Genomic DNA, 17,651 nt, shown 5'->3' on the forward strand with positions numbered 1-17,651 from the left:
CTTGCTACAGCAAGCTCTTGACGTAGGCGTCAATGTCGCTGATGTATTTTTCTATGCCTGAAGCATCTTTTTCACGAATCAGATGTTCAAGCGATTCACATAACTGCTTGCCAGGTACCAGATTTAGCATGGCAAACACACCCTTAAGGCGGTGAGCTGTCTGTGCCAGAGCAGCAAAATCCTTTGCCGCAGACTCAGTATACAGCCTGCTAACATCTTCCGGTACCGTATCCACAAACAGAGCATAATAGCCACTGGCCTGAAGCTCGGCACTTTCATCTCCGCCCAGCGGCGATTCCGTCACTTCTTCCTGCGCCAGTTGCTCTTCAATAAGCTGGAGTACGGCATCCTGCATGGCGTTGCTCATGTTAAAGTTCACACGCAGCTGACTCGGGCCAATTTTGCGTATCCCAGCCTCATCATCGCTTAAAAGCAAGCCCGAAGCAGTAAGATTAGACGGATTATCTGTTAAAAATAGATCATATTCTTGACTTGTCGCTCGCTCATCCGGGCTGATGCAGGTCGCGCCCCAGCTTTCGAGCTGTCGGGTGACAATGTTGCGAATTTCGTTTGAAGTGATGTCGACCATCACCACAACATCATCCAGCAGCTGTTCCTCTGACTCCATATCCTCTTCACGTACCGGCATTTTGACGTGCAGGGTGTAGCGGGTTCCCAGCGACTCTCGCGCCTTAATATTGAGATGACCGCCGAGCTTACGGGCCAGCTGATCGCAAAGCCAGAAGGTGAGGGCGTTAGCTTTGCCATAACGATCGGACTGGGTGTCGTTTAGGTAGGGGAAGTGCAGGTTGTCGACTTCACCGTGCGACACACCGTTGCCCGTATCGAGAATACGGAAGGTTAAACGCTCTTCGGCTGATTCATCGGCATTCACCTCAAGCGTGATTTTACCTATCTGGGTGGTGGTTACGGCATACTGAATCAGCAGTAGCAGAATACGGCGCAGCGCGTCGCGGTCGCCGTGTCGCTGCTCTTTGGCTGGAAGCTGGTTGTTAATCAGTAGCTGTAGCCCTTTGCGTTTAATGGAAGGCAGAACCTCTGGCACGACTTCATCAATCAGTTCCTGGAGAGAGAACTGTGTAGACGATCCTTTCCAGCTGTCATTTTCCAATATGTTAGCGAGCTGAATTTCATCCACCAGGCGCACCAGCAGATCGGCATGGTTCGCCATTTTCTGGCTGTCTGGGGTATCGATAGCGCTGGCTTCGGCCGCCAGCGCCTTAATCGGCTGTTTCAGCGTATCGCTGATATTCTGCATAAATGCCGTACGGCCTTGCTGGTTCTTCTCATACAGACGCTGGGCCTGTTTGAGCTTCTTATTCACCAGAATTTCCCGGTCCTGATCGCGAATAATAAAGATCTGCGTGCGCGGGGAGACCTGGCTGCGGAACTGGCGAATCTCATACAGTTCATTATTAATGGTGGCCTGAATCACGCCCTGATGCTGATCCGCCATGCTGGTAATGTTCTGCAAATTGAGATGTGGCAGCAGATGATCGGCAATTTTGTTGCTAATCACCGTCCGGTTCGATTCCTGGTCATGCACCAGCAGCCCCAGTGGCAGCAAAGAGACAATTTCTTCATTTATTGCACGTAGCACGCGCAGCTCATTATTGGTTCCGGTAGACGGCGTACTGGTGCTGCCGCCGCGCGTCGGCAAATTACGGAACGTGGAGTAGCCAAACAGCGCCAGCGCCAGCAGGCCAATGTTCAGCAGCAGCGGCAGCATGATGTTTTGGAAGGTATCGAGCAGCAGTGTACCAAACGGGACTTGCCACACCAGACGCATGCCGGTGCCATTCAACGCCGACGTTATTTCAATACGTGAGCTATTAAAATTGATGGAGACGCTATCGCTTGGATCTTTATCCTGGGCGCGCTGTGCGTTCTGGACCGGATCGGGCTCCATGCGGAAACTGTCCAGTGACATGGTTGGCGGCACCAGATCGTTTATCGGTAAATCAAATGCAACGACGGTCGCCAGATGACCTGGCTGGTTGAACGTGGTGCGCAGGGTAAAGTAGCGGCCATTCTGCCAGGCCAGGCGGCGCAAGGATGAGAAGGTTTCACGCTCATCCAGCGTATTGGCCTGTTGCAGCATTTCGGCGCGGCGTGAATCAACAATGTTTCCTACCGTCGATTCTTTAAAACCGGAAGAGAGATCTTTGAGCGGCAGGGTTGAGATAAGGATCAGACTATTGTCCTGGCCATTGAGATAGTACATCGACCAGGGCACGTTCTCCGCGCCCCACAGCGTATCGAGATAGGTCGACATACGCTGGGTAATGTCGAGCGTCGCGCTGTCGTGTGAGCCGAAGATCAGCGCTTCCGTTTTACGACGCGGCTTTTCGAGATAGTAGACATCTTGCTTTAAGCGAGTTTCCTGCAGGCCGTCTACGGGGGTGGCATTGGTGCCCGCCGCCGCAATATTGTCGTAGATCTGCCAGGTGGTGTAGCGCCAGGTATCAATACGCTTATGTACGGCATGCGTCATGTCGACAATCTGGTAGCTTTTATCTTTAAGCCACGCGTTAACCGCGCTTTGAATCATCACGCCCATCGTAACCAACAGAACGATGATCATAAGAAGGAAGAAACGCGTAATGCTCCCGGGAAGCAGGGAGAATTTCGTCGGGCTCGTCTTGTCGGACTGACTCATTGGCGTGTGTAACCCATCATAACGGCATCTGAATGAGGATATGCTCAAGCCACTAGCGGCATTGAGATGTGAAAACCCTGTTTTTGCACTGCTGGCAGTATATACAAAAAAACCTTCGGGTTGCATCAATGTGGCGAATTCTGCGTAAGCATTGCGGTGGTAACAGTAACAAGGAGGGGGCGCTCTACAACGGAACGATGGAGAAATATTATGTTGCGGAATAACTGTACAATGTAACACTTATTGTACAGTTATTTACGAATAATGACTAAAAAATAGCACTAAATAACAAGACATTATTAATAAAGAGTATTCAGGCGAAAGGAGTTGTATGCAATGTGATTAATTAATAGTCGTTATAATTTGTGTGAGGTAGCACATTTTTGTTCAGTTTGCGTAAGGAAAGGTAAAAAAAACCGGATGCGAAGCATCCGGTTGAAATTGGGGTAAACAGACATTCAGAACTGAATGACGGTAATAAATAAAGTTAATGATGATAGCGATGACTATTTTAGTTGTAGGTGAAAGTTTTGTTTTACCATTCAGTGCTATACCCTTCTTGTTTTTTAAATCATTGATTTAGTGAATTTATTTTTTTGTTCTTTGATTATTAGTGCTATTTTTCCAGGCTTTTTGTGCTTATAAAAGTTCCCTTAAATTTACATTTTGAAACATCTATGTGGATAAATGAAACATTTCATGGGTTTTCGTATCATATTCTTATTGGATTATTCTAATTTTTACAGCACAATGGGTCTGCCGACTGATTAATGAGGGTTAATCAGTAAGCAGTGGCATATATAAAGGCATATATATAACAACAGAGGGTTATTAACATGAAAGTTAAAGTACTGTCCCTCCTGGTACCAGCACTGCTGGTAGCGGGCGCAGCAAATGCGGCTGAAATTTATAACAAAGACGGCAACAAATTAGATCTGTACGGTAAAGTTGATGGTCTGCACTATTTCTCTAGTGACAACGGCAACGATGGCGACCAATCCTACGTTCGTCTGGGCTTCAAAGGTGAAACTCAGGTTAATGACCAGCTGACCGGTTACGGCCAGTGGGAATACAACGTTCAGGCGAACAACACTGAAGGTTCTTCCGATCAGGCCTGGACTCGTGTTGGCTTCGCGGGTCTGCGTTTTGCAGATGCAGGTTCTTTCGACTACGGTCGTAACTACGGCGTTGTTTACGACGTAACTTCCTGGACTGACGTTCTGCCGGAATTCGGCGGCGACACCTACGGTTCTGACAACTTCCTGCAATCCCGTGCTAACGGCGTTGCAACCTACCGTAACACCGACTTCTTCGGTCTGGTTGATGGTCTGAACTTTGCTCTGCAGTATCAGGGTAAAAATGGCAGCGTATCCGGTGAAGGCGCGACCGCTAACGGTCGTCAGGCTCTGAAACAGAACGGTGAAGGCTTCGGCGGATCCCTGACCTATGATCTGGGCGCAGGCTTCAGCGTTGGTGGTGCAATCGCCTCTTCCAAACGTACCTCCGATCAGAACAACAGCGTTTATACCGTACGTAATGATGACGGCGTTGCAACTGGCGTAACCAGCAAAATCTACGGCAGCGGTGACCGCGCTGAGACCTACTCTGCTGGCCTGAAATACGACGCTAACAACATTTACCTGGCAACTCAGTACACCCAGACCTACAACGCAACTCGTTTCGGCGGTTCCCCGAACGCTGGCGTTTACGGTTTTGCTGACAAAGCGCAGAACTTCGAAGTGGTTGCACAGTACCAGTTCGACTTCGGTCTGCGTCCATCCATCGCTTACCTGCAGTCTAAAGGTAAGGACATCAACGGCGATAAAGGTAACTTCGGCGACCAGGATCTGCTGAAATACATCGACCTGGGTGCGACTTACTACTTCAACAAAAACATGTCTACCTACGTTGATTACAAAATCAACCTGCTGGACAAAAACGACTTCACTCAGGCAGCCGGTATCTCTACCGACAACATCGTTGCTCTGGGTATGGTTTACCAGTTCTAATTCGGTTAACACCGAAACAAAAGGGGCCTTTGGCCCCTTTTTTAATGCCTGATTTTCGTGAATTAGTGTACTCTTGCGCCGATTGCAGGAGGGTAATACGGATGGATATGACAATTTTACGCACGATGCTGCTTGGCATCGTTATTTTGCTGGCAGGCTGTGACAATATCAGCACACCAGCAACCCCGAAGGCACAGGTGACCGTGCTTGATGGTAAAACCATGGGCACGTTCTGGCGTGTGAGCGTGGTAGGCGTCGATCAAAACAGAGTGGAAGCGCTGCGTCAGAAGGTGCAAACGCTGCTCGATGGTGACGATCAGCTACTGTCGACCTGGAAGAGCGACTCGGCGTTGATGCGCTTTAATCAGTCGCAAAGCATGACGCCGTGGCCGGTGAGCGAAGGCATGGCCGATATCGTCACCGAATCTTTGCGTATTGGGCAGAAAACCCAGGGCGCGATGGATATTACCGTGGGGCCGCTGGTGAATTTGTGGGGCTTTGGCCCGGATAAACAGCCGGTGAAAACCCCGACCCAAGCGCAGATTAATGCCGCGAAGGCTCGTACCGGCCTGGAAAAGCTGACGGTTATCAACCGCACGGGCCAACAGTATCTGCAAAAATCGATTCCCGATCTTTACGTTGATCTATCAACCGTCGGCGAAGGATACGCGGCCGATCATCTGGCACGATTGATGGCTGAAGAAGGGATCTCCCGCTACCTGGTTTCGGTTGGCGGAGCCCTGGTTAGCCGCGGAATGAATGGTGAAGGCCAACCGTGGCGCGTGGCGATTCAAAAACCGACTGACCGGGAAAATGCGGTGCAGGCCATCGTGGACATCAACGGTCACGGTATCAGTACTTCTGGCAGCTACCGTAATTACTACGAGCTCGACGGAAAACGGATCTCGCACGTTATTGATCCCCAAACCGGGCGACCGATTACCCATAATCTGGTCTCGGTCACCGTGATTGCGCCAACCGCGCTGGAAGCCGACGGCTGGGATACCGGTTTGATGGTGCTGGGCACGGAAAAAGCACAGCAGGTCGTCCGCGAGCAGGGGCTGGCGGTATACATGATAATGAAAGAGGGCGATGGCTTCACCACCTGGATGTCGCCGCAGTTCAGCGCCTTTCTGGTGAGCGGGAAAAATTAAAAAGCAAGATTGCGGGTTTTTTAATTCCTCCTTTTGGTCACAGTGGCGGTTACACTAAAAGGAGGAGCCCGTTATGACATCTTATACTCTACATACCGATGATGACCGCTGGCTGGCGGTGACAAATCGCGATGCAAAGGCCGATGGTCAGTTTGTTTTTGCCGTGCAGACCACCGGTATTTTCTGCCGCCCATCCTGTCGTGCCCGCCATGCGCTACGCCAGAATGTGCGCTTCTATCCTGATGCTGAAGCCGCGCAGGCAGCCGGATATCGCCCCTGTAAGCGCTGTCAGCCAGGCAACCTTTCGCCTGAACAGCAGAAAATCGATAAAGTCACAAAGGCCTGCCGCCTGCTTGAACAAGATACTCCCGTTACGCTGGAGGCACTGGCTGAAGCGGTGGCAGTCAGTCCTTATCATTTTCATCGTCTGTTTAAATCCGTCACCGGCGTTACGCCAAAAGTCTGGCAACAGGCGTGGCGCGCGCGTCGCCTTCGTGGTGCATTAAGCGAGGGCGAATCCGTCACTCAGGCCGTTCTAGGGGCCGGATTTCCCACCAGCAGCAGCTACTATCGACAGGCCGACGAGGTTCTGGGAATGACGGCACGCGCCTACCGTCAGGGCGGAAAATCTACCCGTATTGACTACGCGGTTGGTCACTGTGAGCTCGGCCACTGTTTGGTCGCGCTGAGCGAGAGGGGGATCTGCGCGGTGTTGCTGGGGGATAGTCATGAGGCGCTCATGGCCGAGCTGCAGCAAAGCTTCCCGTCCGCTGATTGTATGCCTGCGGCCCCTGAGTTCACTGAGCAAATCCAGTCCGTTATTGCGAGTCTGAATCATCGCGCCACGCCGCTCACGCTGCCGCTGGATATTCGCGGCACGGCCTTCCAGCAGCAGGTCTGGCAGGCGCTGCGTGAAATACCAACCGGTGAAACCCGCAGCTATCAGCAAATAGCCGACGGCATCGGCAACCCGAAAGCGGTGCGGGCAGTTGCCGGCGCGTGTGCGGCAAATCGGCTGGCGATTTTGATACCGTGTCACCGCGTGGTGCGGGGTGACGGTAGCTTGTCCGGTTATCGCTGGGGCGTGGCGCGTAAGGCTGCGCTGTTAGCGCGTGAAAAAGAGCAGGAGCGCTGATGCTGGATCTGTTTGCTGATGAAGCGCCGTGGTCAGAGCCGCTCGCGCCAGGCGCCGTTGTCCTGCGCCGTCTGGCGCGTGATAGCAGCGATGTGTTGCTGGCCGCGGTTGCGCAGGTCGCCACCGTCTCGCCGTTTCGCCATATGGTGACGCCGGGAGGTTATACCATGTCCGTGGCGATGACCAACTGTGGGCCGCTTGGCTGGAGTACGGACAGCCGAGGCTACTGCTATTCGGCGATCGATCCGCTGACCGGGCACCCCTGGCCGGCCATTCCGGCGGTATTCCTGACGCTAGCGAAGACGGCGGCAAGCCAGGCCGGATACCCGGAATTTAGCCCCGATGCCTGTCTTATCAATCGCTATCAGCCGGGCGCAAAGCTGTCGCTGCATCAGGACAAAGACGAAGCGCGGCTGGATGCCCCGATTGTTTCCGTCTCGCTGGGGTTACCGGCTACTTTCCAGTTCGGCGGGCTAAACCGCAGCGATCCCCTACAGCGCGTCTGGCTGGAACATGGTGACGTGGTGGTGTGGGGAGGAGAGTCCCGGCTGTTTTATCACGCCATTTTACCGCTCAAAGCGGGCAGCCATCCGCAGGTAGGCGCCTGGCGCTATAACCTCACTTTCCGTCGTGCCGCACAATGACGAATAAAAATAAGAATTATTCTTGATGTCGTTGCTCAGCAGTTTACACTGCTGGCTGTTTTTCTTGCCCTGGTTGCTGTTATGGAACTTCTGTTACTCGTCTGGCGTCAGTACCGCTGGCCCTTCATTGGCGTTATCGCCCTGAGCCTGCTGAGCGCGGCGCTCGGTATTGGACTTATCGCCTTTATTAACGTGCGTCTGATTGAAATGGTCGACACCACCGTGGCGGTGCTGCCGGAATTTCTCGGACTGTTGCTGCTGCTGATGGCCGTTACGCTGGGCTCTCAGCTGGCGCTGACCACGCTGGGGCACCACTTTGTCTATCGCCTGCGCCGTGAATTCATCAAACGTATTCTCGACACCCAGGTAGAACGCGTGGAGAAACTTGGCAGCGCATCGCTGCTGGCGGGCCTGACCAGTGACATTCGCGCCATCACCATTGCCTTTGTGCGCCTGCCTGAGTTGGTTCAGGGCATTATTCTGACCGTGGGCTCCGCCGCCTATCTGGCGATGCTGTCGACCAAAATGCTGCTCATTACCGCGCTGTGGATGGCGTTGACCATCTGGGGTGGCTTTATGCTGGTGGCGCGCGTGTACAAACATATGGCGACGCTGCGTGAAACCGAAGATAGCCTCTATAACGACTACCAGACGGTGCTGGAAGGCCGTAAAGAGTTGACGCTTAACCGCGAGCGCGCGCAGTACGTCTTTGAACAGCAGTTCACGCCGGACGCCAAAGCCTATCGTCACCATATTATTCGTGCCGATACTTTCCACCTGAGCGCCGTGAACTGGTCAAATATCATGATGCTGGGCGCTATCGGCCTGGTGTTCTGGATGGCAAACGGCCTGGGCTGGGCCGACACCAACGTGGCGGCAACCTATTCACTGACGCTGCTGTTCCTGCGTACGCCGCTGCTGTCGGCGGTAGGGGCGCTGCCTACGCTTCTGAGCGCGCAGGTCGCCTTCAACAAGCTGAATAAATTCTCGCTGGCGCCGTTCCGCGAGCCGTTCCCGCAGCCAACGGCGCACCCCAACTGGCAGACGCTGGAATTGCGTGACGTGACCTTCCACTATGAAGACAACACCTTCGCGGTCGGCCCATTAAACCTGACGTTGAAACGAGGTGAAATGGTCTTCCTGATTGGCGGTAACGGCAGCGGTAAATCGACGCTGGCGATGCTGTTGACCGGCCTGTATCAGCCGATTTCCGGGCAGATTTTGCTGGATGGCCAGCCGCTGGCAGCGGATAAACCGGAAGACTATCGCAAGCTGTTCTCTGCGGTGTTTACCGATGTCTGGCTGTTCGAACACCTGCTGGGACCGGAAGGCAAACAGGCGAAGCCGGAACTGGTAGAGAAGTGGCTTGCGCAGCTGCAAATGAGCCACAAGGTGAAACTTGAAGATGGCCGCATCCTCGACCTGAAGCTGTCAAAAGGGCAGAAAAAACGCGTGGCGCTGTTGCTGGCGTTAGCGGAAGAGCGCGACATCATCATGCTCGATGAGTGGGCGGCCGATCAGGACCCTCATTTCCGCCGCGAGTTTTACCAGGTGCTGCTGCCGCTGATGCAGCAAATGGGTAAAACGATTTTTGCCATTAGCCACGATGATCATTACTTCACCCATGCGGATCGCCTGCTGGAGATGCGTAACGGCCAATTAAGTGAATTAGTTGGGGAAGAACGCGAACGGGCTTCCCGCGACGCGGTGGCGCGTACAGCCTGATTTTTTAGCCGCTCTGTTGATTTTTTCAGCGTACGAGCGGCTCGTTTAACTATTTTTATATTTCTCCGCGCTATGCTTAATTCGTCTGACTATCCGGTTGGGCGAACTTTCCCGAATAAGGATTATTCATGTCTCTGTTGAAGAAGAACAGCGCCCGTCTGCGTGACGAAGAACGTCAGCGACTCATCTGGCTGCTGACAACCGATAAAGCGGTCACCTCTGCGCTGCTGGGCAAGCTGACGCTGGCCGAGCAGTACGATGAAGGCACGCTGGTGGACGACCTCGCGGAAGTGGGCGCGTTAGTCGCACACCTGCCGCCGCCGGATCTTGCCGATACCCTTGAGGCGCTGCCGTCAGAAGAACGTCACGCACTGTGGAATCTGGTCGAAGACACCCGCCGTGGGAAAGTGTTGCTCGAAGCATCGGAGAACGTCTGGGATGACCTCATTGAAGATATGAGCGACCGGGCGTTGCTCGATGCACTGCAAACGCTGGACATCGACGAACAGATTTACATGGTGCAGCATCTGCCGCGTGACCTGACCGGTCGCCTGCTGGCCTCCATGGACCCTGCTGAGCGCGCGCGCGTACGCCAGGTGATGAACTATTCCCACGAACAGGTGGGGTCCATCATGGAGTTCGAGGTGATTACCATTCGCCCGGACGTCACGCTGGCATCGGTACAACGCTTCTTACGCCGATTGGGCAAGATGCCTGAGAACACCGATAAACTCTTTGTGGTGCAGCGCGACCAGACCCTGATTGGTGAACTGGAGCTTAAAACCATTTTGCTCAACCCGGCAGAGCGCTACGTGCATGAAGTGATGGAGTCCGATCCGGTCGCCTTCCATCCGGAGGAAAAGTCGGAAAGCGTAGCGCGTACCTTTGAACGTGACGACCTTATCAGCGCCGCGGTTATTGACGCCGACGGCAAGCTGATGGGGCGTTTGACCATCGATGAAATCGTGGATGTGGTCTACGAAGAGACCGACAGTGATTTACGCCGCATGGGCGGCCTGAGCAGCGAAGAAGACGTGTTTGCGCCAGTGACCAAAGCGGTTAAAACGCGCTGGGCGTGGCTGGCTATCAACCTCTGTACCGCGTTTATTGCCTCACGCGTCATTGATGGTTTTGAACACACCATCTCTCAACTGGTGGCGCTGGCCTCGCTGATGCCGATTGTGGCGGGTATTGGCGGCAATACCGGCAACCAGACGATTACCATGATTGTGCGCGCGTTGGCGCTGCAGAAAATTCAGCCGGGTAACTTCTCGTTTTTAATTTTGCGTGAAATGGGCGTGGCGCTGATTAACGGTATCGTCTGGGGCGGGATTATGGGCACGGTGACCTGGCTGCTATATGACGACCCGCATCTGGGAGCCGTCATGACGCTGGCGATGATCCTGAACCTGCTGGTCGCTTCGGTGATGGGGGTGCTGATCCCGATGACGATGGTCAAACTGGGACATGACCCGGCGGTCGGATCCAGCGTAATGATCACCGCCATCACCGATACCGGCGGCTTCTTTATTTTTCTGGGGCTGGCGACCGTGTTTCTGCTTTAAGCTTTGCGCGGTGCTTCAGGCGGGCAGGCACAATGACCATCATGATAATGCCTGCCAGTACTCCAATCGCCAGATTACCGGTACTGACCGTCGCGCCGACGGTCACCAGCATCACCAGCGTTTCCGGCCAGGGCGTGCGTTTAAGCGTGCCTGGCTGCAGGCTTTTCCAGTTAAAGGTTTTGAAGGCGACAATTACCATTATGCCCGCCAACACCGACATTGGGATTTTCGCCATCACTTCGCTTAATGCGGTGACCAGGAGTAGCAATACCAGCGCCGCCGCGACCGTTGATATCCGGCTGCGTCCTTTTCCCATTTCCACGTTCACGATGGTTTGACCAATCATCGCGCATCCGGCAATGCCGCCGTAACAGCCCGCCAGAATATTCGCGATGCCAAGCCCGGCGCTTTCGCGCGTTTTATTGGACGGCGTGACGGTCAGATCGTCGACCAGTTTAGCGGTCAGCAGCGATTCCATCAGGCCGACAAAGGCAATACTCAGCGCGCACGGCCAGATAATCTGCAACGTCTCAAGATTCATGGGTACCAGCCACTGGGTGAAGCCCGGCAGCCCGCCGCTCATCGAACCTTCATCACCAACGGTGGGTAAAATCTGCCCGCTGGTGGCGGTGTAGAGCGTTAACAGCACCACAGCGATAAGCGGCGACGGAATACTTTTCATGACGCGAGGAAGCCACAGCACGATGAGAATGGTGGCGGCAAACAGCGCGACAATCAGCGGGCTACGACTCCAGAAATGGGGAACCTGAGCGAAGAAAATCAACACCCCCAGCGCGTTCACAAACCCGGTCATCACGGACTGCGGAATAAAGCGCATGAGTTTTGCCATGCCGCAGGCAGCAAACAAAATCTGAATGATACCTGCCATCACGACGGCGGGCAAAATGTAGGCAACGCCGTGCTGATGTACCATCGGCCCGATAACCAGCGCGACTGAGCCCGCTGCGGCGGTGACCATGGCCGGGCGGCCGCCGAGAAACGACATCGACAGGCACAGCACCACGGAGGCGATCAAACTGACTTTTGGGTCAACGCCTGCAATAACGGAAAACGAGATAACCTCAGGGATCAGCGCCAGCGCGGTAATCACGCCAGCCAGTACCTCACGCGTTAACATCGAAGGTGATGTCAGGACGGAGAGTAGGGAGCCAGAAAGAGGGGAGGAAGAAGCGTTGGACATAGGGTATTCACAGGTTATCGATGGCGGGTTTTCTATAATCCCAGCTTCCGTGCGTACCATCACAAAGGGGAGAATAATACCGCTTTACGTCACATTCTACTAGTACCAAATCTCATTTTCTGTACACATTTATTAAACATTTTAATAACAGATCTCAAAACTCAACTTAAATTTTAAACAATATTTAATTTTATCTTCCTGGGTGGTAACGTAACCGCACGGATGTTTTTACCTGCATGTAACAAATCGCAAGTCAAGTAAGGCCCCCTACGATGAAAAAAAAGATAGCTGTACCCAACTCACAGAAATCGGGTACCGAGACGGTTTCTGTGGCGACTAAGGCGAAGACTCGTGTGGTTCATGAGACAGATGTATTGCTGATCGGTGGCGGCATTATGAGCGCTACGCTGGGTACGTGGCTGCAGGAGCTGGAACCAGACTGGTCGATTACCATGGTTGAGCAAATGGAGAGCGTCGCCGAAGAGAGCTCAAACGGCTGGAACAACGCCGGTACCGGGCACTCGGCGCTGATGGAACTCAACTATACCCCGCAGAAAGCTGATGGCTCCGTCAGCATCGATAAAGCCATTGATATTAACGAAGCCTTTCAGATTTCCCGTCAGTTCTGGGCGCATCAGGTTACGCGCGGCGTACTGACGCAGCCGAAAAGCTTTATTAACACCGTGCCGCACATGAGCTTTGTGTGGGGCGATGACAACGTCAATTTCCTGCGCGCTCGTTACCGTGCGCTGCAACAGAGCCCGCTGTTTAACGGCATGCGCTACTCTGAAGACCACGAACAGGTTAAGGCGTGGGCGCCGCTGGTGATGGAAGGACGCGATCCACAGCAGAAGATTGCTGCCACGCGCACCGAAGCGGGTACGGATGTGAACTATGGCGAGATTACTCGTCAGCTCATTCAGGGCCTCAAAAAGCGCGAACGTTTCTCGCTGCAGCTCAACACCGTGGTGCGCCGTTTTCGCCGCAACGCAGATAACAGCTGGAACGTCACCGTTTCAGATGCCAACGGCAGCCATGAAAAACGCACCATCAAAGCGAAGTTCATTTTCATCGGTGCAGGCGGTGCGGCGCTGAAGCTGCTTCAGCAAACCAAAATTCCTCAGGCTAAAGAGTACGCGGGCTTCCCGGTTGGCGGCCAGTTCCTGGTGTGTGAAAACCCGGAAGTGGTTAACCATCACCTGGCGAAAGTTTACGGTCAGGCTTCCGTGGGCGCACCGCCGATGTCCGTTCCGCACATCGATACCCGTATTATCGATGGTAAACGCGTGGTGCTGTTTGGGCCGTTCGCCACCTTCTCTACGCGCTTCCTGAAAAACGGCTCGCTGTGGGATCTGTTGGCGTCCACCAACAAATCCAACATTCTGCCGATGCTGAACGTCGGGTTGGATAACTTTGATCTGGTGAAATACCTGGTAAGCCAGGTATTGCAGAAAGATAAAGACCGTCATGCGGCGCTGCGCACCTACTATCCGATGGCGAAAAAGCAGGACTGGCGTTTGTGGCAAGCCGGTCAGCGCGTGCAGATTATCAAACGTGATGCGCGTATTGGTGGGGTGCTGCGTCTGGGCACTGAAGTGGTCAGCGATGACGAAGGTACCGTTGCCGCGCTGTTAGGGGCTTCCCCTGGCGCATCAACCGCTGCGCCTATCATGCTGGAGCTGATGGAGAAGGTATTTAAGGACAAAATGCAGACGGCTGAATGGCAGCAAAAAATTCGCGCTGTGGTACCGACCTATGGCTCAACGCTGACGGAAAACCCACATCTGATTGAGAAAACGCTGGCGTATACCAGCGAAGTGCTGGGGCTGCGCCATGAAGCGACCCGCGAGGCGGATCCTACGCCAGCAGTTCAGGTGACGTCAAAACCGGTAGAAGCCAAAGAAATGGCGGATATTGCGCTCTAAAAAAGAAAAAGTCCCGGCATGACCGGGACTTTACTATTGGTAGCCCGGGCAAGCGCATGCGAGCCCGGGTTTTTTATTAACGCGCGACGGCGCTTTGTACCGCTTCCTGCGCTTCCCAGATGCGGTATTTCACTTCTACGTTCTCTGGCGCGTAGATAACGATCGGCAGCTTGCTGTTGTAGCGCAGCATGGCGTCATCACCCAGTGACGCGGTGACAAATTTTTTGGTTTTCTTCTGGTCAGGGCAGGCCATCATGGTTGACATCGGGCCGGAGATTTTCTCTACCACGTAGTAATCGTAGCCCCAGCCTTCCAGCGTTTTGCTCTCCAGTTCACCGCCCAGGCGATGATGGTTGCAATCAACCTCCAGCGTTTTGCCAATCAATAACTCTACCTTATAAGCAGACTCATCCTTCTGTTCCGGCAACTGAATGACCTGACGCGTCATACCTTTCTCCGCTTTTGGGAAAGGCGCAACCTTTTCCAGCGGCTGTTCTGCGGCCCAGGCGAAGCTGGAAGTGCAGGCGATGGCAAGTAACGATGCGGCAAGTTTATGTGTGTTTTTCACTGTTCATCCTTTTTATCAGTTTGCAACGAGAGGAGAATATCATTCCTGACATCAATGGTAATGGTATTTTACTGAATTTTGCATTAGGACTAGTTCTAAATATTGCCTTGTTGTGTGAATCTAGCGATTAAGACTGCTTATATCATTTGATGGCATGCGGATATTCTGGGTAGTGATGATAATGACACGATTTCTTATTATAGCTGCACTTCTGGGCGTTCTCCCTGCCGCGCAGGCCTCAATTCAGGTTGGGTTCTCACCTGAAGGTTCCGCCCGTGAGCTGGTGCTGAGCACTATCGATGGCGCACAGCGGTCCATTGACATGATGGCCTACTCGTTTCAGTCCAAAGACATTGTCGACGCGCTGATTCGCGCTCAAAAACGCGGCGTGAAGGTGAGGGCGGTAATTGATAAGCGACGAAATCAGGGCGAGGTTAGCCTGAAGGCTATTGCCCGGGCGCAAGAAAACGGTATTGACGTTCGCATCGACGGCCATTATCACATTCAGCACGATAAGGTGATGATTGTTGATGGCAATACGCTGGAGACCGGGTCTTTTAACTTCGCTAAATCCGCAGAAACGGAAAATTCAGAAAACGTACTGGTGATCCGTGATGAGCCGGAGGTCATTCGTCAGTATCAGACGCATTTTGACAGTCGCTGGGCGCTGGGTAAGCCGTAGTAAAGGCATAATCTTAAGCATGTGCAACATAAGATAAGCAAGAATGGCCTCTTTCAAACCATTTCCTTCTGGTAAATGGTTTGTATAGATTCATGTGAATGGACCAGCAGCGATTAATATCACTCGTGATAGTCGTGAAGTTTTAAACTTACCGTGCCCCCCCTTTTCTCTCTTCTTACTCTTAGCTGGCTACCGTACTAGAGTTATTTTTCATTTTAATTTTATTAACAAACTATTAGCAGACCTAAGGTCTTTCATTTCCTCCTATCGTCGTAAATGCGGCTATACCCATACAGAAATTTCTATTTTTAATTTTGTTCGGGATCAATCAATGAGTAGTACCTCTGTGAAATATTTTCATTAGTGAACTACAGCACAAATTGCTACATTACGTTTCCTACATAAATATTATTACTAATAATGTTTGTTACTCTTTGGTTAGCTTTATTTATTTTATTTTTATTAATGATGTAAGTTCATAGTGTTCTTTTAACCTGTTTTATTTTTTCATTACCTGTTAACTCAGACTTTATTAGGTGGTGCTATTGCTTGTGCTTGGGGGGCTTTCCATCAGTACCCTAATAATTATACTGCTATCTTTGCAGCTGTTATTAAAGTTGAGGTAGGGGCTTTAACTATCTATTTTAGTTCGTTTTATGGTTCCTATTTTTATAATAAGTCATTGTGTTCATTTTTACTCTTTGGTTTGGAATGTTAAATAAATGAAATGTAATTTCTGTTCATCCGTACCGGATGTGAAAAATTTATTGGTTGTTCTTTGTCTGGTGTCGGCTTCGTCTTTTGCTACTACTGGGGCCATGACTATTGATCAAAAAGCTGCTGCTATCGATGCTATTCGTCAAGAAGCGCAACATGCTCATGATGATATGCAAAATGCTCTTGATGCTTATAACAATGATCGTAGCAATCCGGCTAATGGGGCTAGAGTATCAGCATATGAAAATAGTATTCGTACTGCTCAAGATCGTATTGATGCAATTCGAAGTACTCCAGAAGCTCAAGCATGGTCAACTCTGACTCCATCAATCCCTGCTGTTACGCAAACAACATTAACCCCTTCGATCCCAGCGGTTAAAACTGTAACACCACTAGTGCTTAGTAAACCAATTGTAATTCCTGGCCCATTCACTGTACGTATGGGAGGTCACAATGAACACAGTGGCAATTCACATTCTGAACATGGTTCGGGTAATGGCGCTAATAACGCCGCGAATAGTAACTCTGCACATGGTTTAGGTGGTGGTAATCATATTGGTGGTGGTTCTGCTCAATCTGGCTCAAGAGGACATTGGTAATGAATAAAGTAACTGTAGCAGTAGTTGTAGCTCTGTTTGTATCTCCTATAGCTCCCCCTAAAGCTCATGCAATTAGTGAAGGATATAGAAACCAACTGATTAAATCAGGCTGTACCCAAATGACTGATGGTAATGGTTGTGATATCCATAAAACAAAAGCACAGAATGAAGCAGCAGAAAAGAAAGCTCTTAAATATTCTCAATCTTTAGACCAAATATCTAGTGAAGCGGATTCTGTTGTAGGGAAGCGTGCTAATTTAGCTAATGATTATCTTTTTGATAAAGGTTGGCGTACATGTGGTGCTGATGAAATGTGCAAGGGAAAATGGAAGTTGAGAATGGTTGTCGATAAAAAACAAGACTACAAAGTAGTTAATTCTCAAATCATGCCTAATAGCTGACATATGTTATTCAATAAGCATTTCTATATTGTCCTGTTGTTATGCATCGTGTTTTGGTTTTTATAAGAATATTCCTAATAACCTAAAATATTATTATCCCCATTTTGGGCACAGTCGCGATTGTATGGTTAGCTACTTACAAATGTTGAACTTTGATTGGAGGTGAAAGCCTCCATTTTTTATTAAGCACCCCAGAACGTTCAAAAAATTCTACAATCACCATCTGTAAATATCGAAGGGGAGTTCAGGATAAAGCGTTATCGCCTGTACCCGACTCCACATCTGATCAACCTAGAAAATGGGCAAAGAGAAGATCTACCTGAATATGAATGAGGGTAAACGGGGTCGCATCCTGTTTTTGGGTGATTACTTACCAGAACAGGGGAGTTTGCAACTATCCGGTGATGTGAAGAGCTGTATTTTTGCTGCTATAACGGTGTCAAAAATCGGGGGATTATTCCCCAGTAATTCCCCAAATGGAAAATAGACATAAAAAAACCAGCATAACAGGCTGGTTATTATGATTTTTTTGGTCGGCACGAGAGGATTTGAACCTCCGACCCCCGACACCCCATGACGGTGCGCTACCAGGCTGCGCTACGTGCCGACGCATGACAAAAATAGTACCGCTTTTATCCCCGATTGC

The 17,651-nt window shown here is 51.4% G+C and carries 13 protein-coding genes, 1 tRNA gene and 1 pseudogene; 11 read left to right on the forward strand and 4 right to left on the reverse strand.

The window, feature by feature from the left end; genetic code table 11:
- Positions 1-4: 4 nt before the first annotated feature.
- The gene (gene rcsD / locus RDN66_RS15370) at positions 5-2,680 is read right to left on the reverse strand and encodes a phosphotransferase RcsD (RefSeq protein WP_202217554.1); all 2,676 of its coding nucleotides are present in this window, start codon (positions 2,678-2,680) and stop codon (positions 5-7) included.
- 836 nt (positions 2,681-3,516) lie between these two features.
- On the opposite strand from rcsD, the gene RDN66_RS15375 reads away from it, so the two are divergent.
- From RDN66_RS15375 to mgtE, 6 genes are all read left to right on the forward strand, one after another.
- Positions 3,517-4,689 (forward strand): porin OmpC, encoded by a 1,173-nt coding sequence (locus RDN66_RS15375; protein ID WP_202217555.1) that lies wholly within the window; start codon positions 3,517-3,519, stop codon positions 4,687-4,689.
- Positions 4,690-4,790: 101 nt separating this feature from the next.
- Entirely contained in the window at positions 4,791-5,843 is a 1,053-nt protein-coding gene (apbE, locus tag RDN66_RS15380) for an FAD:protein FMN transferase ApbE (protein WP_202217556.1), read from the forward strand.
- A gap of 73 nt (positions 5,844-5,916) precedes the next feature.
- Complete coding sequence (gene ada / locus RDN66_RS15385) at positions 5,917-6,978, forward strand: bifunctional DNA-binding transcriptional regulator/O6-methylguanine-DNA methyltransferase Ada (protein WP_202217557.1); 1,062 nt, start codon at positions 5,917-5,919, stop codon at positions 6,976-6,978.
- The gene (gene alkB / locus RDN66_RS15390) at positions 6,978-7,622 is read left to right on the forward strand and encodes a DNA oxidative demethylase AlkB (protein WP_202217558.1); all 645 of its coding nucleotides are present in this window, start codon (positions 6,978-6,980) and stop codon (positions 7,620-7,622) included. The genes ada and alkB overlap by 1 nt, the downstream gene beginning before the upstream one ends.
- 81 nt (positions 7,623-7,703) lie before the next feature.
- Positions 7,704-9,347 (forward strand): multidrug ABC transporter permease/ATP-binding protein, encoded by a 1,644-nt coding sequence (locus tag RDN66_RS15395; protein WP_202217559.1) that lies wholly within the window; start codon positions 7,704-7,706, stop codon positions 9,345-9,347.
- A 128-nt stretch (positions 9,348-9,475) separates the two neighbouring features.
- Positions 9,476-10,912 carry a magnesium transporter gene (gene mgtE, locus RDN66_RS15400; protein WP_035892638.1) on the forward strand — a complete coding sequence of 479 codons (1,437 nt, stop codon included), beginning with the start codon at positions 9,476-9,478 and terminating at the stop codon, positions 10,910-10,912.
- On the opposite strand, the gene RDN66_RS15405 is transcribed toward mgtE, so the two are convergent.
- Positions 10,875-12,113 carry a SulP family inorganic anion transporter gene (locus RDN66_RS15405; RefSeq protein WP_202217561.1) on the reverse strand — a complete coding sequence of 413 codons (1,239 nt, stop codon included), beginning with the start codon at positions 12,111-12,113 and terminating at the stop codon, positions 10,875-10,877. The two genes, mgtE and RDN66_RS15405, sit on opposite strands and share 38 nt — an antisense overlap.
- A 272-nt stretch (positions 12,114-12,385) precedes the next feature.
- Between RDN66_RS15405 and mqo the strand changes: the two genes are divergently transcribed.
- Positions 12,386-14,038 carry a malate dehydrogenase (quinone) gene (gene mqo / locus RDN66_RS15410; protein WP_202217562.1) on the forward strand — a complete coding sequence of 551 codons (1,653 nt, stop codon included), beginning with the start codon at positions 12,386-12,388 and terminating at the stop codon, positions 14,036-14,038.
- 76 nt (positions 14,039-14,114) lie between these two features.
- On the opposite strand, the gene eco is transcribed toward mqo, so the two are convergent.
- On the reverse strand, positions 14,115-14,606 hold the full coding sequence (gene eco / locus RDN66_RS15415) for a serine protease inhibitor ecotin (protein ID WP_035892643.1): 492 nt from the start codon (positions 14,604-14,606) through the stop codon (positions 14,115-14,117).
- A gap of 175 nt (positions 14,607-14,781) precedes the next feature.
- On the opposite strand from eco, the gene RDN66_RS15420 reads away from it, so the two are divergent.
- The 4 genes and pseudogenes from RDN66_RS15420 to RDN66_RS15435 all read left to right on the forward strand — a co-directional run.
- Entirely contained in the window at positions 14,782-15,288 is a 507-nt protein-coding gene (locus tag RDN66_RS15420; RefSeq protein WP_374044025.1) for a phospholipase D family protein, read from the forward strand.
- Between the two features lie 722 nt (positions 15,289-16,010).
- Entirely contained in the window at positions 16,011-16,604 is a 594-nt protein-coding gene (locus RDN66_RS15425) for a hypothetical protein (RefSeq protein ID WP_202217564.1), read from the forward strand.
- The gene (locus RDN66_RS15430) at positions 16,604-17,005 is read left to right on the forward strand and encodes a hypothetical protein (protein WP_202218187.1); all 402 of its coding nucleotides are present in this window, start codon (positions 16,604-16,606) and stop codon (positions 17,003-17,005) included. The genes RDN66_RS15425 and RDN66_RS15430 overlap by 1 nt, the downstream gene beginning before the upstream one ends.
- Before the next feature lie 231 nt (positions 17,006-17,236).
- Positions 17,237-17,329, forward strand: a pseudogene (locus RDN66_RS15435) (LexA family transcriptional regulator); the annotation flags it as partial.
- 206 nt (positions 17,330-17,535) lie between these two features.
- Here RDN66_RS15435 and RDN66_RS15440 read toward each other — a convergent pair.
- Positions 17,536-17,612 (reverse strand) — tRNA-Pro (locus RDN66_RS15440).
- Between the last annotated feature and the right edge of the window lie 39 nt (positions 17,613-17,651).

Source organism: uncultured Kluyvera sp. (genome assembly GCF_902485085.1).
GTDB lineage: Bacteria > Pseudomonadota > Gammaproteobacteria > Enterobacterales > Enterobacteriaceae > Kluyvera > Kluyvera ascorbata.